Origin of the sequence: Prevotella sp. P4-98, from assembly GCF_002251405.1 — a bacterium.
In the GTDB taxonomy this organism is placed as follows: Bacteria; Bacteroidota; Bacteroidia; order Bacteroidales; family Bacteroidaceae; genus Prevotella.
Genome location: NZ_NPJC01000009.1, coordinates 1 through 19,897, shown reverse-complemented (window position 1 = coordinate 19,897; position 19,897 = coordinate 1). Strand labels below are relative to the sequence as shown.

The 19,897-nt window shown below is 48.6% G+C and carries 13 protein-coding genes and 1 pseudogene; 7 read left to right on the top strand and 7 right to left on the bottom strand.

What is annotated here, in order from left to right; genetic code table 11:
* Nucleotides 1-5: 5 nt before the first annotated feature.
* Genes xyl3A through CIK96_RS02305 form a run of 7 tightly spaced genes read left to right on the top strand, consistent with a single transcriptional unit; the run spans nt 6 to nt 11,076 of the window.
* Nucleotides 6-2,564 carry a xylan 1,4-beta-xylosidase gene (gene xyl3A / locus CIK96_RS02335; protein WP_254047060.1) on the top strand — a complete coding sequence of 853 codons (2,559 nt, stop codon included), beginning with the start codon at nt 6-8 and terminating at the stop codon, nt 2,562-2,564.
* Between the two features lie 13 nt (nt 2,565-2,577).
* Nucleotides 2,578-3,285: an acetylxylan esterase gene (locus CIK96_RS02330; RefSeq protein ID WP_094436525.1), complete on the top strand. Its 708-nt coding sequence runs from the start codon at nt 2,578-2,580 to the stop codon at nt 3,283-3,285.
* Nucleotides 3,282-4,751, top strand: coding sequence for a family 43 glycosylhydrolase (locus CIK96_RS02325; RefSeq protein WP_371592328.1), 1,470 nt, complete (start codon nt 3,282-3,284; stop codon nt 4,749-4,751). The genes CIK96_RS02330 and CIK96_RS02325 overlap by 4 nt, the downstream gene beginning before the upstream one ends.
* Complete coding sequence (locus CIK96_RS02320; protein WP_094436521.1) at nt 4,730-5,299, top strand: DUF5110 domain-containing protein; 570 nt, start codon at nt 4,730-4,732, stop codon at nt 5,297-5,299. Before CIK96_RS02325 ends, CIK96_RS02320 begins: the two co-directional genes overlap by 22 nt.
* 23 nt (nt 5,300-5,322) lie before the next feature.
* Nucleotides 5,323-7,707, top strand: a complete 2,385-nt coding sequence (locus CIK96_RS02315; protein ID WP_254046894.1) for a beta-L-arabinofuranosidase domain-containing protein — start codon at nt 5,323-5,325, stop codon at nt 7,705-7,707.
* A 32-nt stretch (nt 7,708-7,739) separates the two neighbouring features.
* The gene (locus tag CIK96_RS02310) at nt 7,740-9,101 is read left to right on the top strand and encodes a glycoside hydrolase family 43 protein (protein WP_094439476.1); all 1,362 of its coding nucleotides are present in this window, start codon (nt 7,740-7,742) and stop codon (nt 9,099-9,101) included.
* Between the two features lie 31 nt (nt 9,102-9,132).
* Nucleotides 9,133-11,076, top strand: a complete 1,944-nt coding sequence (locus CIK96_RS02305) for a glycoside hydrolase family 97 protein (RefSeq protein ID WP_094439405.1) — start codon at nt 9,133-9,135, stop codon at nt 11,074-11,076.
* A gap of 130 nt (nt 11,077-11,206) precedes the next feature.
* On the opposite strand, the gene CIK96_RS02300 is transcribed toward CIK96_RS02305, so the two are convergent.
* The 7 genes and pseudogenes from CIK96_RS02300 to CIK96_RS13350 form a co-directional block, all read right to left on the bottom strand.
* The gene (locus CIK96_RS02300; protein ID WP_094390151.1) at nt 11,207-12,307 is read right to left on the bottom strand and encodes a YeiH family protein; all 1,101 of its coding nucleotides are present in this window, start codon (nt 12,305-12,307) and stop codon (nt 11,207-11,209) included.
* A 48-nt stretch (nt 12,308-12,355) separates the two neighbouring features.
* Complete coding sequence (locus CIK96_RS02295; RefSeq protein WP_094439474.1) at nt 12,356-13,495, bottom strand: S9 family peptidase; 1,140 nt, start codon at nt 13,493-13,495, stop codon at nt 12,356-12,358.
* A gap of 143 nt (nt 13,496-13,638) precedes the next feature.
* Nucleotides 13,639-15,189, bottom strand: coding sequence for a hypothetical protein (locus tag CIK96_RS02290; RefSeq protein WP_144007466.1), 1,551 nt, complete (start codon nt 15,187-15,189; stop codon nt 13,639-13,641).
* A 3-nt stretch (nt 15,190-15,192) separates the two neighbouring features.
* Nucleotides 15,193-16,374, bottom strand: coding sequence for a DUF4249 family protein (locus CIK96_RS02285; RefSeq protein WP_094436515.1), 1,182 nt, complete (start codon nt 16,372-16,374; stop codon nt 15,193-15,195).
* A gap of 2 nt (nt 16,375-16,376) precedes the next feature.
* Nucleotides 16,377-19,253, bottom strand: a complete 2,877-nt coding sequence (locus CIK96_RS02280) for a TonB-dependent siderophore receptor (protein ID WP_094390148.1) — start codon at nt 19,251-19,253, stop codon at nt 16,377-16,379.
* A gap of 22 nt (nt 19,254-19,275) precedes the next feature.
* Entirely contained in the window at nt 19,276-19,656 is a 381-nt protein-coding gene (locus CIK96_RS02275) for a DUF4377 domain-containing protein (RefSeq protein WP_094390147.1), read from the bottom strand.
* 21 nt (nt 19,657-19,677) lie between these two features.
* Nucleotides 19,678-19,897: pseudogene (locus tag CIK96_RS13350) on the bottom strand (IS4 family transposase); the annotation flags it as partial.

Sequence of the window (19,897 nt, the reverse complement as noted above, 5' to 3'; positions counted from 1 at the left end):
TGAGTATGCCGGTAGCATTGCAGGCACAGCAATTGCCTTATCAGAATCCGTCACTCTCTGCCCATGAGCGTGCAGTGGATTTGTGTAGTCGCCTTACTTTGGAAGAGAAAGCCCAACTGATGCTGGACGATTCTCCCGCCATACCCCGTTTGGGCATCAAGCGCTTCCAGTGGTGGAGTGAAGCCCTCCACGGCGTTGCCAATATGGGCGATGTCACCGTATTCCCAGAACCTATTGGTATGGCAGCTTCGTTCAACGATGGTTTGGTATATAAGGTGTTTGATGCCACCTCTACCGAGATGCGTGCCAAATGGAATCAACTCCAGCAACAGGGAGGCGAGGTCACGCGCTTTCACGCCCTGTCGGTATGGACTCCCAATGTTAATATCTTCCGTGATCCACGTTGGGGGCGCGGTCAGGAGACCTATGGTGAAGATCCCTATCTGACCAGTATGATGGGGTGCGCCGTGGTGCGTGGCTTGCAAGGTCCTGAAGATACTAAATACCGAAAGTTATGGGCTTGTGCCAAGCACTATGCCATCCATAGCGGTCCAGAGTGGTCTCGCCACACCGATAATATCACCGATGTGACACCGCGCGACCTATGGGAAACATATATGCCTGCCTTTAAGTCGCTCGTGCAGGATGCTAAGGTGCGCGAGGTGATGTGCGCTTATCAGCGTTGGGACGACGAACCCTGTTGTGGAAGCACTCGTTTGCTTCAAACCATTCTGCGCGATGAGTGGGGATTCAAATACCTCGTTGTGTCCGACTGTGGTGCCGTGACTGACTTCTGGAATAACCATAAGGTATCGAGCAATCCAAAGAATGCTGCCGCTAAGGGAGTATTGGCAGGTACCGATGTAGAGTGTGGCTTCCAGTATATGTACAAGTCAGTGCCAGAAGCAGTGAAATATGGCGCACTGACCGAAGCAGAAGTTGATAAACACGTTGTGCGCCTGTTGGAAGGTCGCTTCGACCTGGGTGAGATGGACGACAACAGCATCGTGTCGTGGTCAAATATTCCTGCTTCAGTATTGTGTAGCAAGGAACATCGCAACCTCTCCCTCCAAATGTCGCTCCAGACCATGACCTTGTTGCAAAACAACAACAATGTGCTCCCTCTCAGCAGACACGAGAAGAAGATAGCCGTCATCGGTCCTAATGCCAACAACGAACCCATGATGTGGGGCAACTACAATGGCACACCCCGACAGACCATAACCATCCTCGACGGTATCAAGAGCCGATTAAAGAAAAGCCAAATCATAACATTCAAGGGCTGCGACTTGGTCAACGACCAGACGCTTGAATCCTATTACAATCAGTGTAGTATGGATGGCAAAACAGGTTTCAAGGCTACCTTCTGGAACAATCGTGAGCGTGAGGGCAAACCCGTTACTGTCACCTACGAGAAGAATCCCATACAGGTCACCACCCACGGCCAGCATACCTTTGCTCCCAATGTCAGTCTGACCGGTTTTTCTGCAGTCTATGAAACCGTATTCCGCCCGCAACAGCACGCCAAGGTATTGCTCGATGTGGATGGTTGCGGACACTATGAGGTATATCTCGACGGAGAGCTCAAAGCCCAACAATCTACATGGCGCACCACCGAGTCGCGCATTGAATTTGACGGAGAGAAAGGCAAATCTTACAAGATAGAAATCCGTTATCATGAGATGCCAACATATAATGCCGACCTCAAAATCAATATCGGCCATGAGACACCTATCGACTATCAAGACGCCATCAATCAGTTGAACGACTGCCAGACGGTAGTCTTTGTAGGAGGTATCTCTTCACAACTTGAAGGCGAGGAAATGCCCATCCATGTACCAGGATTCAAGGGCGGTGACCGTACCGATATCGAACTGCCTGCCGTACAACGCAATTTTCTGAAAGCATTGAAGGCAGCTGGAAAGAAAGTGGTATTTGTAAACTGCTCAGGTTCGGCTATTGCACTCACTCCAGAGTCACAGAGTTGTGATGCTATCCTACAGGCATGGTATCCGGGACAAGAAGGTGGTGAAGCTGTTGCACGCGTACTTTTCGGTGAATACAATCCCGGTGGCAAACTCCCCGTCACCTTCTATCGCGACACCAAGCAGTTGCCCGACTTCAAAGACTATTCTATGAAGGGTCGCACCTATCGTTATATGAACGACGCCCTCTTCCCCTTCGGCTACGGACTGAGCTATACCACCTTCACCATCGGCAGTGCGCAACTTTCTGCTACCTCATTCGGAAAAGACGGAAAAGTCACGCTGACTATTCCTGTGAACAATGTGGGTAAGAAAGACGGCACCGAGACCATTCAGGTCTATATCAAGGATCCAACAGATGCAGATGGTCCGTTGAAGTCGCTCAAAGCCTATCAGCGTGTGACAGTGAAGGCTGGCCAAACCACCAATGCTGTAATCACACTTGACAGCAAGAGCTTCGAACTTTTTGATGCAGCCACCAATACCGTTCGGACTAAGGGTGGCAAGTATGAAGTATATTATGGTAATAGCTCTGCAGATAAAGACTTGAAGAAAGTCAATGTAACTGTTAATATCTAAAAAACGGATTTGTATGAAGAAAAGCTATATGCGTAGGTGGGCGATTTGCATTTGCGCTTTCGTGCTCACCGTAAGTACTGTAACGGCACAGAAAAAGAAAGTCTTGCCAGAAGCAGCTACCCCATACTTCACGCTACCCACGGCAACACCTTCAGCACCTACCGAAGACGGATTCCTTCAGCGGTGGATGTTGTTAGAGCCCATCAGTGCTCCAGTCCGCACTAACACTGTCTTTACGGATAGTTATCTACGCGAGAAGTTCTACAACGACTATCTTCCCACCGTCATGCTCCGTCTGCCTAAAGATGGCAGTACACAGCAGGTAGGAAAGGAAACCCTCAGATGGCATGCACTCGACAGCAAACTCTTCAATGTAAAACTCTTCCGTTTCGCCACCTCTTTTGAAAAGCAGAAATACGGTGTAGTGTTTTGGGCAGTGACAGCCATTGACAGTCCTGAAGAGATGACCGATGTGCGCCTGGCCATCGGTTCTAATGGCGCTTCCATATGGTGGCTCAATGGTGGCAAGGAGGCAGTCATGCTCTCTGGCGACCGTCGCATGGTGCGCGACGATGTCGTCTCACCGAAACTGACACTGAAGAAAGGCCGCAACTATCTGGTAGGTGCCGTCATCAATGGTCCTGGCATGAGCGATTTCTGCGTACGCTTCCTTGATGCGCAAGGCAATCCAATACGTAATATTAAACTTAATGTGAAATGACGATGAAGTCAAGAATATTCAATAAAACCATTTCTGTGGGTGCTTTGTGTGCCCTGTTGTCATGTGCTTCTCTGCAAGCGAGCGCACAAGTGGGCGAACCTTTTATTCACGATCCATCGACCATAGCCGAGTGTGATGGCAAATATTACACTTTCGGAACAGGCGAAGGCGGCCTGTGGTCGGCAGATGGTTGGGTGTGGCAAGGCGGTGCCATACGTCCTGGACGCGGTGCAGCCCCCGATGTTGTAAAAATTGGCGATCGCTATCTTGTGGCATATAGTGCTACGGGCGGAGGTCTTGGCGGCAGTCATCGTGGCGATGTGCTGACCATGTGGAACAAAACGCTGGATTTTACCTCTCCCGACTTCCAATATACCGACCCCGTCGTCGTGGCATCGTCGCTCGACGATGAAGACTGTGATGCCATTGATTCCGGACTGCTACTTGATCCCACCACGGGACGCCTCTGGCTCAGCTACGGCACCTATTTCGGTTTTATCCGTTTGGTAGAACTCGATCCGCAGACTGGCAAGCGCATGTCAGGCAACGAGCCCGTCAATATCGCCATCGACTGTGAAGCTACCGACCTCATCTATCGCGACGGATGGTATTACCTGTTGGGCACCCATGGCACCTGTTGCGACGGTCCCAACTCCACCTACAACATCGTGGTAGGACGTTCACGCAGCGTGACCGGTCCGTATCTTGACAACGTAGGACGCGACATGTTGCAGGGTGGCGGTAAGATGGTGATTGCTGCCAATAATCTCAAGACTGGCCCAGGGCATTTCGGTCGTTTCGTGATAGCCGATGGTGTAGAAAAAATGTCGTTCCACTACGAGGCCGACTTCCGTCAAGGTGGTCGTAGTGTATTAGCCATTCGCCCATTATTGTGGCGCAACGGCTGGCCCGTTGCAGGTGACGATTTGCTCGATGGAACCTATGAGATTGAATCTGAACGCCGTGGCTATGCGCTTGAGATGGCTGTAGATTTCATACGTATGGATGCCGAGCGAGTGCCTTTCTGGATTAAACCACAGCAACCATTGAAGCCACTTTCACCACAGACACTTGCTGATGTAGAAGCAAGTTGGCCCCAAACAGAAGTGCCAGTGCGTATGAACGATTATATGTTCCGTCCTCATCAGCAGTGGACCGTCAGCGTAGCCGAGGGCAAAGGCGGCAGTCTGGGAACTCCTTATTATAAGATATGTATAGCGGGTACCACTCGCTGCCTCACGGCAACCGCCGATGGCGATGTAGTGGCAACGATGGCATATACTGGCGACGACGCCCAACTCTGGCGCATCGACCAGTTGACCGACGGCACCTATCGCATCATGCCGAAAGCAGTACCGGGCACTTCCGAGCCCCTTGCCCTCGTCTCGCTTGGCGACTGCACCCCCGCTCTCGCACCCTTTGATTTCAGTAGCGATAATTCTAAATGGAATTTCAGAAAACAATAGCCGTGTTGCTTATGGCGCTTGCCGCCCCACTGACGGTCATAGCCTTTCAACCGACAAAGGTAGCATTGCCAGTTGCTCTCAGCCGCAGATTGGAAGTGGCAAACGGACCGTCACGCCTGCGTGTAGAGTTTGTGCGTGCAGATATTGTTCGTGTGCAGTATCAGCCCGATGGACAGTTGACAGGCAATGGTACTGACGTCTGTGTGGCGCATCGGAAACGGACGTTGTCGCTGACCTCCGCTCCACAGCAATATGCCGATGAACACCCCGATGCTCCTTATATTATAAAGGTGTATCCTGGTGCGGATGCTACATTTACCATCTATGAAGATGCTGGTGACGGTTATGACTGTGAGCGCAAAGGCTATGGCACCTATACATTACATTGGGACGACAGCCATCACCAACTATCAATATCTGCACGGAAAGGTAGTTACAAGAAAATGGTAAAGCGTCGTCAGCTGACTTTTGTAATGCCTGATGGCTATCAGCAAACGGTGGTTTATGATGGAAAGAAAGCGATAGTAACACTAACGGCAAACAATTGATAACACAACTTGAAAAGAAAAATATGAAAATACTAACTTCTTTTATTACTTTGGTAGGTTTAGCCATGTCTCTTGAAACTATGGCGCAAGACAAACTCTACCAAGATGAATTTCCATTAGGCGATATTGTCTTGCTTGATGGACCGCTGAAACATGCACGTGATTTGAATATTGCGAATCTTCTGAAATACGACTGTGACAGAATGCTTGCTCCCTATCGTAAAGAAGCAGGACTGGCACCTCGTAAACCAACCTATCCTAACTGGGATGGTCTTGATGGACATGTGGGAGGACATTATCTCTCTGCTCTTGCTATCAATGCCGCTACAGGTAGTGAGGAATGTAAGAAACGTATGGAGTATATGATTGGCGAGTTACAGTTGTGTTTAGATGCCAACAATCGTCGCGGTGAGGATTGGAGTCGTAACTATGTGGGTGGATTTCCCAATAGTGCGAAACTATGGTCCACTTTTCGCAAGGGTGACTTCAGTGTGTATTTCGGTTCGTGGGCACCTTTCTATAATCTTCATAAGATGTTTGCCGGACTCCGCGATGCCTGGCTTTATTGTGGAAACGAACAGGCCAAGACTCTATTTTTGAAGTTTTGTGACTGGGCTGTTGATATCACGTCAGGTTTAAGTGATGAACAGATGGAGCGTATGTTGGGCAATGAGCATGGAGGAATGGATGAGGTGCTGGCTGATGCTTTTGCAATAACCCATCAACAGAAGTATTTGAACTGTGCTCGTCGTTTCGCCCATAAACAGTTGTTGACACCTATGGCGCAACATCACGACTGTCTCGATAATCTGCATGCCAATACTCAGATACCAAAGGTTGTAGGTTTTCAGCGTATTGCCGAACTGGATGGCAATTTGTCTTATCATGATGCCAGCCAGTATTTTTGGGATATTGTTACCAAGCAGCGCTCGTTAGCATTGGGTGGTAATAGCCGTCGTGAACATTTCCCCACCAAAGAAACTTGCATCGATTATGTCAACGACATTGATGGTCCTGAGTCGTGCAATACATATAATATGTTGAAGTTGACCGAGTTCTTGAACCGTGCTAACCCCAATGCTGCCTATGGTGATTTCTATGAATTGGCCATGTACAATCATATTCTTTCCACCCAGCATCCTGAACATGGAGGTTATGTATATTTTACATCGGCTCGTCCTCGTCATTATCGCAACTATTCTGTTGCTAATATGGCCATGTGGTGTTGTGTGGGAACAGGTATGGAGAATCATGGTAAGTATGGACAATTTGCATGGACTCATACCAAAGGAGCCAAGCCTGCCGACGATGCCCTTTATGTCAATCTTTTCCTTCATTCGCGGTTGAACTGGCGTGAGCGTAGTTTCGTTATCCGACAGGAAACCGCTTTCCCTTATAGTGAAACGTCGCAAATTGTAGTAGAGAAAGGCAAAGGTGTATTCACTATGAAGATTCGCAAACCTGAATGGTGCGACCGTTTTGAGGTGAGAGGAGTAGGATTTACTATTAATAGTAAGGAGGAAAATGGTTTTGTATGTATCCAACGCAAGTGGAAAAAAGGTGACCGTATTGAGATATCCATGCCCATGCATGCTAGTATCAAGGCCATGCCAAATGTGCCACAGTATGTGGCAATCATGTATGGTCCTATTCTATTAGGAATGAAGACTGGCACAGAAGATCTTGCTTCACTACTTGCCGACGATAGCCGTTTCGGTCAGTATGCTGGTGGACGTAAGCTTCCGCTTGACAAAGCACCTATCCTTTTGCCTAAAAAAGTAGAGGATATTGTTGCGGATTTGCGTCCAGTAGCAGGCAAACCCCTACATTTCAAATTGGCCACCCGTATGGAGAATGCCATTGATGGCGAATTACAACCATTCTTTGAAATTCACGATTCACGCTATATGATGTATTGGTTGGCGCTTGGAGAACACGAATATAAGGCTTATATGCAAGATCTTGCCGATAAGGAACAAGCCCGTCAGGCGCTTGAGACACGCACTGTTGACAAGGTGAGTCCTGGAGAACAGCAACCAGAAACTGATCATCGCATGGAAACTGATGGCAGTGAACGTGGCAATACCGAAGGAGTGTTCTTCCGTGATGCTCGTAACGGACACTCATTCAGTTATCTGATGCAGACTGGCGGTGAGTCGTCTCTGAGTTTGCAACTCACCTTCTGGGGACAGGATGAATGGCGTACCAGCGAGTTTGATATCTATGTTGATGACCAACTTCTCTGTAGTGTAAACAACAGCCATCGTTGGCGTACTAGCCAGTTTAAGACGGTTGACTATGCCATCCCCTCTGCTATGTTGCAAGGAAAGAATGAGATTCGTATTCGCTTTGTGGCGCATAAAGACCGTCAGATAGGACAGATTTATGGTGTCCGACTGTTAAAATAATACGAGACAATAACTATAAATTGAAGAACATGATGAAACATCTTTTGTTGACAGCCTTACTGTCTGGTATGTCTGGAGTGTCTTTGTGGGCACAATCCATCAATATGCCAATCATCCAGACCAAATATACGGCAGACCCTGCACCGTATGTTCATGGTGATACCGTTTATCTATACACCACCCACGATGAAGATTATTCAGAGGGATTTATGATGAAAGACTGGTTGCTCTATACCTCTACCGATATGGTTAATTGGCAAGATCATGGTGTTGTAGCATCGTTGAAAGATTTTCCTTGGTATAAGGGGGACAATGGTGCATGGGCCGAATGTGTGGTAGAACGCAATGGCAAGTGGTATATGTACTGTCCCATTCATGGACATGGTATCGGTGTACTTGTGTCCGATTCACCCTATGGACCATTTAAAGATCCATTGGGTCATCCTCTGGTTTGGCGTCAGGAACATTGGTACGACATTGATCCGTCGGTTTATATCGACGATGACGGACAGGCTTATATGTATTGGGGCAATCCCTATACCTATTGTGTGAAACTCAAAGAGGACATGATTTCCATCGATGGTGATATTATGACTATGGACCGTATTGATGATTACCAGGAAGGACCGTGGCTTTGGGCAAGAAAGAATGATAAGGGAGAGAAGTGGTATTATCTCGCTTTTGCTTCTACCTGTTGCCCTGAAGGTATCGGCTATGCCATGAGTAAATCGCCTACTGGACCTTGGAAACATATGGGACATATTATGGATCATACTCCACGTACACGTGGCAATCATCCAGGTATTATCGACTATAAAGGCAAGTCGTATTGTTTTGGTCTGACGTATGACCTATTCCGCCTTGAGAGTTCTCGACATGCTGAGCGCCGTTCTGTATCGGCAGCCGAGATGACCTATAATGCCGACGGTACTATCAAGGAACTGCCTTATTTCCAAGATTGTAAGTTGGAACAGATAGGCACCTTTAATCCTTATTGTCGTGTTGAGGCTGAAACCATGGCGTGGGGCTATGGATTGAAAACTACACGTGAGAATCCTTCAGGACCATGGAATGAGACGCTTTTCGTTACCGATATCGATGATGGCGAGTATATCCTCGTGCGCGGTATTGATTTCGGCAAGAAGGGTGCCCTCAAGTTTCATGCTTCTTGCTCGTCGCAGTTGTATGGTGGCAGAATGGAAATTCGTCTCGATGCAGTAGATGGTTCATTGGCAGGAGCCATAGATATTCCCAATACCAAGTTTAAGTATCGGGAGTTTATCACTGATGTGACTCAGTGTAATGGTGTACGCGATGTCTATTTCGTATTTAAGAGCACATCCATTCAGAAGAAAAATCTCTTTAACTTTGACTGGTGGAAGTTCGATAAATAACAATTCATATCATTAAAACTAATTAACAACAATGAAACAGTATATTTTGGGCATGATGGCATTTTCGCTCATTGCCCTTTCAGCACAAGCAGAAGAAAAGCAGTTGACCAGTCCTGATGGACGTTTGGTTGTTACCGTATCCGATAATCAAGGCTGTCCCAGTTATCAAATTAACTATGATGGCAAGGCGTTTTTACAACCATCGGCACTTGGTCTCAATACCAATGTTGGTGATTATACTCATGGTCTGACTATGACTAATGCTTCTGAAGTGACAACCATCAAGGAGAGTTATTCGCTGTCTCGCATCAAAAAAAGCAAAGTCGATGTTGATGCCCATCGCCAGGTTTTTACCTTCTCAAAAAACGAAAAGGCCGTATTTGATGTAGAGTTTCATGTGGGAAACAACGATGTAGCTTTTCGCTACTTGTTGCAAAGCCATGGCGACACTCGTTGCTGTGTGATTAAACAAGAAGCTACTTCGTTTGCCATGCCACAAGGAGCTACATCGTTTCTCTGTCCGCAGATGGCTCCAATGACAGGTTTTGCGCGTACTGCTCCCAGCTATGAAACCAACTATGATCTTGATGTTCCTGTAGGCACTCGACTGAGCAAAACGGGATATACCTTTCCTTGTCTGTTTCGCAATGGCAATGACGGATGGTTGCTTATCTCAGAGACTGGCACCGATGGCGACTATTGTGCTTGTCGCTTGATGGGGCATGACGATGGCTCCTATCAGATAGGATTTCCACAGGAGGGCGAGATGAACGGTCTCGGCTCTACCTTTGCTGGTATCACCTTGCCGGGCAAAACACCTTGGCGCACCATCACTTTGGGTAGCACACTGGCTCCCATTGTCGAGACAACTATCCCCTTCGATGTTGTTGAAGAGAAATATCCCGCATCAAAAACCTATGAAGGCAGCAAGGGATCATGGTCATGGATTATCCGTATGGACAATTCTTGCAACTACGATGAGCAGAAAGAATATATCGATTTCTCTGCTGCTATGGGATGGCAGACGGTATTGGTAGACGCCCATTGGGACAGCCAGATCGGTTATGAGAAGATTGAAGATCTGGCGCGCTACGGCAAAACAAAGGGTGTTGACCTCTTCTTGTGGTACAACTCTAATGGTTATTGGAACGATGCACCACAAGGGCCTCATGGAAAAATGGCTAAATCAGCCATTCGTCGCAAGGAGATGGCATGGATGCAGAAGATTGGCATTCGTGGAATCAAAGTCGATTTCTTCGGTGGCGATAAGCAGGAGATGATGCAACTCTATGAAGATATCTTGACCGATGCCAACGATTTTGGCATTGAGTGTATCTTCCACGGCTGCACCTTGCCCCGTGGTTGGGAACGCATGTATCCTAACTTTGTGGCTGCTGAAGCGGTGTTGGCAAGTGAGAATCTCCACTTCTCGCAGTATATGTGTGACAATGAGGCTCGCAATGCGACCCTCCATCCCTTCCTCCGCAACGCGGTAGGTTCTATGGATTTTGGTGGTAGCGCCCTCAATAAGTTCTATGGCGCCGACAACAAACATGGTACGAAACGCCGTACATCTGATGTATTTGCCCTTGCTACAGCGGTGCTCTTTCAGAGTGCGGTGCAACATTTTGCCCTTGCTCCCAACAATATGACCGATGCTCCAGCATGGGCGGTGGAGTTTATGAAGAATGTGCCTACCACATGGGACGATGTGAAATACATAGCGGGCTACCCTGGAAAATATATCGTCGTGGCTCGGCGCTGTGGAGACAGATGGATGGTGGCTGGCATCAATGCGCAACGTGAACCGCTGAAACTCAAACTTGCCGTGCCGATGTTTGCCGCAGGATCAGCGCTTAAGGTCTATGCCGACAATGCAGCTCTTGAAGGCGCGGTGAAGACGGTGAAGCTGTCGAAGAAGCAACTGCTTGATGTTACCATTCCGTGTAATGGTGGTCTGGTGGTGTGCGAATAATCATTCTACTGTAGCAAATATCCCCAACGGGATGGGCGATGACACGATGTAAGTCGCCTTTTCCCTTTGGGGATATTTTTGTTTTATAAGTATTGAACTGTGTGGCAAAGCGAGTGCTCTGACACCGATTTTATACTGTGCAGATATACGCCAGACTGATGAGGCTGATACTCACCCATAGCAGTACACCCTGCAGAAGTGGACGTAGGCCGACAGCACGGAGTGTGTCTCTGGTGAGCGAGGCACCGATGAAGAAGAGCGACAGCGTAATCGCATGTTTGGCAAGCAGGTTGATGGTGGTGCCTATACGACTGCCGACGGTCGAGGCAGCATCGCCCAGGAGCGACGGGTTGGCGAGCACGTAGGTATTGAGCACAATGGCTACGATGAACCAGATGATGAAGGTGGGAATGTTGCGATACCAGGGTTTGCTGGCGGTTACCGACGCCATGGTGGAGCGGAAGAAGAAGGGGGTGACCAGCGTCAGTATGACGATCCACAGGGCGCGGGTCAGCTTTACGGTAGTTGCCACTTCGAGGGCGCTGACGCCCTGTGATGCCAGCCAGTCGGGGTGCATCTGGTCGTAGGCAGCACCTGCACCTACCACAGACGATGTGTCGTGGATGGCAATAGCTGCCCACATGCCAAACTGCTTCATCGTCATGCCCAAGGCATCGCCGAAGTAGGGGAAGATGAAGAGGGCTATGCCGTTGAGTACGAATACTACGCCGAGCGCCACCGACATGCTCTCGGCTTTGGCTTTCAGCACTGATCCTACTGCTGCGATGGCTGAACCGCCACAAATGGCTGTGCCCGAACTGATCAGATAACTTGTCTGTGCATCCACTTTCAGCAGGTGTCTGCCAAAGAGCCAACCCAATGCCAGGGTGCCGAAGACGCTGACGATGGTGAATGCCATGCCTTCTGCTCCTGAGGCTAAGGCTTGGTTGACGTTCATGCCGAAACCTAATCCTATGACGGAATACTGCAGAAGCTTCTTCGACATGGTTTTGTTGAATTCGGGGAATGCCTTGCCGAACAGCAGGGCAAAGGCGATGCCGAGTGCCAAGGCTACTGGTGACGATACCCATCGGGTGATCCATTGCATCGATGCCAACGACCATCCTGTTGCTTCGCAGATGAAGCCTATCAGCAGTGATGCGGCTATGATGCCTACTATTAGGATGTAGCAGATCTCGCTGCTATTCCATTGCGGTGTGTTATGTTTCATAATCGTGATATGTGTGTGGTATATTGATTGGGTTATCCTGTTACGGGGCTATTTCTTGAGGGTGGTGTCGAAAAATGTCAAGGTGCGCTCTTGCACCGGTATGCCGCAGGAGTGGGGTATGTCCCATAGCTCGGTGACGAGATTGCTGTCAGCATGTTGGCTTTTCCAAACGCGGTGCATCTCGTCGAATGCCTGCTCTACACCCGGTAGGGGAAAGAGATGATCCTTTCTGCCGTTGATGAACAGCATGGCTTTGGGACATGCCAACGATGCGATATGCGGATAGTCGAGATATTGGCGCAGGGCGGGGATGCAGTTGGCAAAGCCGCCATATTCGCGGCGGCCGTAGCGCTTGGTGAGTTGGGCATCGGTATTGATCATCCAACAGATGGAGGCGCCCGCTTTGATATGGTCGCTCAGGGCAGAGAGCATCCAGGCACGGTAGCCACCCATGGAGCATCCGACACAGCCTATGCGCTCGGCATCGACACAGGGCAGTTGCGCCAGGAAGTCTGTGGTTGCCAAATCGTCGTAGGTCATAAAGGCTGACAGGTCGCGTCCGAGCATCATCATATTGCCGGCAATGATGTCGTAGCGGTTGCGATCCACACCTTCTCGTCTGCCGCGCTCGCCCCACATCGGTGCATCCATGGAGAATACCACATAGCCGTGGCGAGCGAGATAGTCGCCCATGTATTGACCATCGTAGAGCTGTTTTGCCCAGGTATCGGCATCGTCGGTAACCTCTCGTGTGACCATGAAGGGACGTATCATCTTCTCCTTGCCGATAAAGAGGTGGCCGCCATGGTCGTGGAGTGCATTGATGGCAGGAAACGGGCCTTTGCCATTTGGGATAAGCAGATAGGCGGTGATGCGTGAATAGGCGTTGATATTGAAAGCAATCTTCTGTGCACGATAGCCATCGCGCTGCTCTTCACCCAATACCTCCATGTTCCATGCCGTTGCCCTGCGCGGTGGAGTCATCATGCACTGGAAAACAGTTTGTCGGGCTGCCTTCTTCCACTTTTTGAAATTGCGTATGGGACTGTTGCCCCATGCCATGGGGTAGGTAAGTTCTTGTTTCAGTTGTTCTACATAGCGTGGTATGTCGTTATCGAACTCATAGTTTTCGCGCTGTTGGATGTGGGCTTGCTGTTTTGACTGCTGAGCTGCGGCAGTCTGCCACATGGTGTTGAGTGCAGGAAACATCAGCGTGATAATGCATCCGATGATTTGTTTTGTCTTGTATGTCATAGTAGTGAAGTGTGGGGCAAAGGTACTTTATTTCTGCCACACTACCAAACATTTTCTGCCAAAACCGTTGGTCGAAGCTATTTCACCACCTTGATAGCATACGCTGTGCGAAGGATATGGCCTGTTGGGTCTTTCCCCTGAACGGTCATCTGGTATAGACCTTCTGCAGATGGCATGGTAATTGTCAGGGTTTTCGCTTTGACCATAGGATACCACGTCGTCGTATGGTATTTTGATGCTAATCCGTTCGCAGGGTTTGGATGGTCTTGAGGGAAGGCGTAAGACATGAGTTGTTCGCCATCTTTCAACTTATAATTAGCCAATCGCCCTTTGCGGGTGATAAACGAGATGACACCGCAACAGCTGCTGCTGCCGAAATGGAATGTTCCGGAGTAAATCTGAACATACTTGATGAGGTGTGCGTCGTAGTTTAACAGGTCGTCTGCATCGTAGATAGGCATTCCGTCGAGTAAGATCAATGCCGGCATCTTGGCATAGCTTCTCGTTTCTGGATTGTACGTATATAGAAGACTGACACCATGCTGTTTCTCCTTTCTTATTCCTTTTATAAATTCAAGGAGCATTTCTCGCACATCTTTCATCTGGGTGTATTCGTCCAGATCATAGAAATAGTCGGGTGTGGCAGACATCAACTTGATGGAGTGAACCAACGAGGCGTCAGGGGCGTTCGCATCGCTTGATGCTTGTTGACGGGCGATAGCGGCACGCTCTCGCAATGCTTTCTCCTGACAATAGACCGTGAGTTTCGGCAGACGCTTGGGTAGCATCGATTGATAGGGAGATGCCAATTCCATCGGGATGGATCGGCCTAAGCTGTCGTAGGCAGTGACCAATACGGGTTGGTTGCCACTGATGCCCGATGTGAAGTAGAGGTAAGAACCGTCTGGCTGACGCTTGCCGTCATATAGCAGGGCGGTCTTGCCTATCAGCGACAGACGGGTTGTCATGACCTTGGCAGAAGTGCCCGATGCCACTCTGGCTCTGACAATATGTCCCTCTACTTCGGGGCAATACGCTGTCATGCCTCCTTCGGTCGTAGGTTGGACCGATGGCTTGCAGACAGAGAGGTTGGCAGATATTCCTCCTTTCGTGATAGAGACGCAGCAGCCCGATGCATCGGTTTCCGGCAAGGGGATACATACCGTATCGCCTGCTTTGTATCGGAACAGAGCATGGGAAGTCTGACAACTGTCTGACGGGATGATGGTGATGTCGTCCAGCCGTGAGAGTCTATCTGCATTGATTACACCGATGATGGAACGGCAGATGGCATCTGAGCCGAGTCGTTGCGAGACGCGTGTGTAAGCTGACAGTTGGTAGCAACCGCTGTGCATCGTGGTAGGCAGTGGAATCTCTGCCCAACCATGTCCATCTCTTAAGGCAACCATACATTGAGCATACATGCTGAGTGTATCGGAAATCTCTACGTAAGCCACACGACTGGCAGAGGGTTTGCCGTCAATGCTGGCATCAACACGCACGCAAAGCCGTTCTCCGACCAGATAACAGTCTTTGTCGGTATAGGCAGATACTACTTCCACCTTTGACTGAGCGAAAGCAGAACATCCTATCAGTAAGGATAGTATAAGAGCTAAATGTCTAATCATAAACTATTGTTTGTTTTGCCAGAAATCGGGGCGGTCTATGGCGTCTCCACCCCAATACTTATCACGATAATCTACACACCAGGTAAAGGTCCACATGGTGTCGCCGGTGTTGGGAGTGTGGGTATAGACACTATACCCCCTGTTCACCAATGCAGAGGGCGATAGCCCATCCTGTGGAAATGTCTGAGGATTGACTTGGCTCTTATAGCCGACATCCGAACCGTTGATATACATCTCCTTCATACTCGTGCGGCCTCTTACTCCGATATATCCGATGGCTTTCCGCTCACCGACAGACTTGATGTTGGTGGGGAGTTCGGAGGGCATGGGAGTGAACAAACCTCCCATATTGTATGTTTGATTGAGCATCAACCGGCGGTATTCATATTCCTGACGGGTGATAGCCATCTGTTTGATGCGTGTGCAACAGCGTGTTTGCAACCGATGGTCACTAATAGTGCGTGTGTAGATACTGCGCTTGGTGATGGCTCCACAGCCATAATCCTCATTGGTGGCGAAATTGGCAAGTGCTATGGCGTGACGCCAACCGTGGTTGGTATATGCTTCGGGAGAAATCTTCTCAAATGTGCCGTTTTGACCATCCGAGTCGCCTTCGTTCTGTCCCATACAATATTTCCATTGTGTGGTAAGCGGTGTGTAAATCTCATAATAGTCATCTACCTGCCATAAGAGATATACCAGTGCATGGGGATCTTCGGTTGTGACCATTACATTGATCGACTTATTGACCTCTGACTGTTCGTAACAGATATCGGTGAGCTCAGGAGCGTCAAGCGGTTGCATGGGTTCGCTGGCGAAATTTCCGTATGGGGTTGATACCTCAACGTAATACTTCTGGTCTGACGACAGCTTACCGACATTTACGATGAAGCGTCCAGTGAAATTGCCGACTCCGTGTCCTTCAAAGACCTGTCCGTCTGTACCTTTTACAACAACTGTTGCATTGTCTATATTGGAATAAATCTCCTCCAGTTCGCCAGTAGGTCTTGCTGTGCTATGCAGTGAGAACACACACTCGCTCTCGCTCACAATCTGCCCAAAGATGACGACCATGGGTTCTGTCTCGGAGTCGGGTATCTCGTAGTCGTAGGTGCATGCCACGGTTGTCAGCAGTGTCATGCAAAAGATGAAGGCGCGTTTTATGTGATGGATATCATGTAGCATGGTTAGAACTTGATGTTGTAGTTAATATATGGAATAGGTGCACCGAATACGGACAACTTGTAACCTCGAACATTATTCCCGTCACCCTCAAAGTAGATGGAGTAGGCATTACGACGTCCAAGCAGGTTGTAAACACCAATGGTAAACCAACTGTGTGTGGATGCGGTCAGGTGATGGCTTGGCTCGATATTGAAAGACCAGTCAAGTCGGAAATAGTCTGGCATGCGCAGTTTGTTACGGTCGGAATAGACAGGCACCGAGTAATCGCCCGTTGTCTCCGAGGGCATGATGCCGATGGGAGCTGTATAGGGTCTGCCGGTGCTGTATTCTGCATTGAGCGATGTGCTATATCTGCGTGTGAATTTATAGTTGCAGACCAACTTCAGATTATGGGGACTGTCATAGTCTGCCGCAAACCATCGGCCTTGGTTGATCGGCGTTTGCCCCATAGCGTTCTTTTGCTTCAGTTCAGTGCGTGAATAGGTATAGTTCAACCATCCGTTCAGCTTGCCATAGAACTTGCGAATCTGTAGTTCGATGCCGTAGGCACGTCCGCTTGTTCCCACCACATCTTCGTATAGATGATCATTCATGACGAGGATGGCAGCATTGCGGTAGGTCAGATAGTCTTTCATCCCTTTGTAGTAGGCTTCAGCCGAAAATTCATAGCAGCCTTTGCCAAACTGCAGGTAGTAGCCGGTTGTTGCTTGCCAGCCCGACTGTGGCTTTACCTTAGCGTTGCTGAGCATCCAGATGTCTGTTGGCGACATGATGACGGTATTGGAAACCTTATGGATAAACTGGTGCAGGGTGTTGAATCCTGCTTTGACAGATGCGTTGTCGTTGAGTTTATAGTTGGCAGAAAGGCGGATGTCGGGACGCAGATAGAAGGTCTCTAATCCTTCTTTGAAAGATTTGAACAGGTTCAGCCGGACGCCTCCAACGATATTCAGCGCTGGCGACAAAGTCCAGGTGTCTTCCATCCACAAGGCGCTCTCTACGGCATGGTCGGTATTGAGTTTCCGTCCCACAATGTACGAGTTCTCTCCCCAAGGCTGATAACTGCCGGGCATAATCCGATAGTACTGTCCCTGTATGCCCATATTCAACTGGTGGTCTTTATGGAGTGCATAGTTGGCGTTGCCCTTTACAAAATAGTTGTTCAGGTTGAACGAGAGCGTTGCGGCAGATGTGGGATATTCGGAGTCTCTGTTGGCATAGTCATAATGGTCATAACCTGCGATGAGCGTCGTAGAGAGTCGGTCGCCATAGCGACTGCGCAGCTCTGCCGATAGGTTCGTGTTGCTATAGTTATATTTCTTCTCTTTGGTGAGCGAGAAGCGATCGCGGCTGTAATAACCATTGATGAGTAGTGTATGGTTGCTCGACAAGAGGGTGTTCAGTGTGCCACCCACATCCCAATAGCCGGCTTTGCCATCGCGGTATCCGTAGGTGTTGCCTCCTTCGTTCCACGAATCTGAATCGTGGTTCTTCTTGTTGATTAGTTTGAGCATCCAGTCAGAATAGGTGGCACGACCGCCTAACAGTAGCGACATGCGGTCTTTCACGATAGGTATTTCAACTGCTGCTCTTGATGTCACAAGACCGATACTGGCTGATCCATGGAAGCTGTTGCGATCGGGAGTCTTCCCTTTTATATTCATGACCGACGACAGACGACCGCCATACTGACTGGGGATGCCTCCCTTGTACAGATCGGTCTCACCCACCAAATCGGGATCTATGACCGAGAAGAGTCCGAACATGTGCATCGGGTTGAATATGGTGTTGCCGTTGTAGAGTATCTGGGTGTGCTCCGTAGCACCGCCGCGCACATTGATTCCGCTGCCAGCCTCGCCTGTTGAGGCAACTCCCGGCAACTTCAATGCTAGTTTCAAGACGTCAGTTTCTCCCATGACTAATGGGACATTGCGAAGTAGCGAGGGGTGGAACGACTCTACACCGCTATACTGTTGCGACTGCTTCTTGCGCATGCCTAACACCTCTACCTCTTTGAGCATTTCGTATTCTCGCTGGGTATTAAGAGGTGTGATGCCTGCGGTTCCCGGCTTTATCTGTTTCTCATCGCTGTAATTCAAACGGTGGGTGCTGCCCGAAGCGTATGCCTGAAAGACTGGCACCGCTGCTGCATCAGCCATACTGATGGACATGCTGTCCCATGGCGCTGTAGGATTTACCGAGACGGTATAGGTCGTATCTTCGGGGTGCGCCTTGGGTTCACGGCTTGCCATCAGGCCATCCAAAAACTCCGTACAGCTCTTCAGACTTTCCAGTCTGACGCTCTGCCAGAATCCTATATTGTGTTTGCGCTTATACTGTCGCAACTCATTGCGGTATGCCGGTACTGCCCGGCGCAGCGATTTATACCCTTTTACCTCGTGTAAGGATCCGTCTGCCAATCGCAGGTAATATCTGTCAATGGTCTTTATCTGATGATAGGAACGCCGATCGATTTCTACATCACCATAGTTTTGCTTGGTTTTGTTGAGCAATAGCGAAGCATGACTGCCCTGATACACAACCTGCATGAACCATTCATGCTCTCTTTCAAAGTGGTTGCCATCAAGTTCAAACCATTTGATTTTGTCCTGATTAGGAACTATAGAGAGTTTGCTGTCTGGTGCAACAACAGCAAGTTGGTTGTCCATGATATTGTAGCGCATAGGTACAAAGGTATAGACATTACCATCATAGCAGATGTTTCCTAGTTGAAATGAGTCACTATTCCAGTAAGGATGGGTAGTCCAGGTCGCATGTGAAATCGAAGTTTCAACCTGCCCCTGATAGAGAGCCGCGCAATCGCCAGCGGCTCCCATATAGGCAGAAATGATAAAGGTTGCCAGTGTATCACAGACCATGGTGCTGTTCTTTTATGAGTGACTATTTGTTTCTTATCGATTCCGATGGTATCTTTTCGAGTATCTTTTGCAGCTGATAGCTGGTTGAAGATCCACCGTCATAGCCATCGTAGTTATGGTCAATCTTCTTGATTATTTGTAATTTAGTGTAATAACCTTCCTCAAACGAAAAACCTTTAATACGATCTTGAGGCCACTTGTTCCAATTCTTTTTGCCTTCCTCTCTTACCCACATGCCAGGTTCCTCTTTTGTAACGATGTCGTAAAAAATAACAGGTTCTGAGTCTATTTCTACTATCATATTAACGACCTCTATCTTGTCGTCATCACTACATGACGATATGGCAAAGGTAAAGAGGGCAAGTAGAATACTTGTGATAAAATAAAAATGAGTTCTTTTCATAATTGTAATCACTAGTGTCCACTAAATAAATTTAAGACTTAATTCTCTTACAGTTTGTAACTTCTCGGCAGGTTCGCTTTTGCCGAGCAAATCTACGAGAGGGGTTCTGTCCAACAATGAGACAGATAAAATTCTTAACAAATCATACATTTCCATATTCAATTTCATTTTTCGTTCAACAATCGCAACCAAGCAATATGCAATGATTGCACTATACAATTGTATCTTTACAGCATTTTCG

Bases quoted from the DNA above. Each gene is read 5' to 3' on its own strand.
- CIK96_RS02275 (WP_094390147.1), bottom strand. From the start codon at position 19,656: ATGAAAAGAACTCATTTTTATTTTATCACAAGTATTCTACTTGCCCTC.
- CIK96_RS02290 (WP_144007466.1), bottom strand. From the start codon at position 15,189: ATGATTAGACATTTAGCTCTTATACTATCCTTACTGATAGGATGTTCT.
- xyl3A (WP_254047060.1), top strand. From the start codon at position 6: ATGCCGGTAGCATTGCAGGCACAGCAATTGCCTTATCAGAATCCGTCA.
- CIK96_RS02300 (WP_094390151.1), bottom strand. From the start codon at position 12,307: ATGAAACATAACACACCGCAATGGAATAGCAGCGAGATCTGCTACATC.
- CIK96_RS02310 (WP_094439476.1), top strand. From the start codon at position 7,740: ATGAAACATCTTTTGTTGACAGCCTTACTGTCTGGTATGTCTGGAGTG.
- CIK96_RS02325 (WP_371592328.1), top strand. From the start codon at position 3,282: ATGACGATGAAGTCAAGAATATTCAATAAAACCATTTCTGTGGGTGCT.
- CIK96_RS02330 (WP_094436525.1), top strand. From the start codon at position 2,578: ATGAAGAAAAGCTATATGCGTAGGTGGGCGATTTGCATTTGCGCTTTC.
- CIK96_RS02280 (WP_094390148.1), bottom strand. From the start codon at position 19,253: ATGGTCTGTGATACACTGGCAACCTTTATCATTTCTGCCTATATGGGA.
- CIK96_RS02305 (WP_094439405.1), top strand. From the start codon at position 9,133: ATGAAACAGTATATTTTGGGCATGATGGCATTTTCGCTCATTGCCCTT.
- CIK96_RS02315 (WP_254046894.1), top strand. From the start codon at position 5,323: ATGAAAATACTAACTTCTTTTATTACTTTGGTAGGTTTAGCCATGTCT.
- CIK96_RS02295 (WP_094439474.1), bottom strand. From the start codon at position 13,495: ATGTGGCAGACTGCCGCAGCTCAGCAGTCAAAACAGCAAGCCCACATC.
- CIK96_RS02285 (WP_094436515.1), bottom strand. From the start codon at position 16,374: ATGCTACATGATATCCATCACATAAAACGCGCCTTCATCTTTTGCATG.
- CIK96_RS02320 (WP_094436521.1), top strand. From the start codon at position 4,730: ATGGAATTTCAGAAAACAATAGCCGTGTTGCTTATGGCGCTTGCCGCC.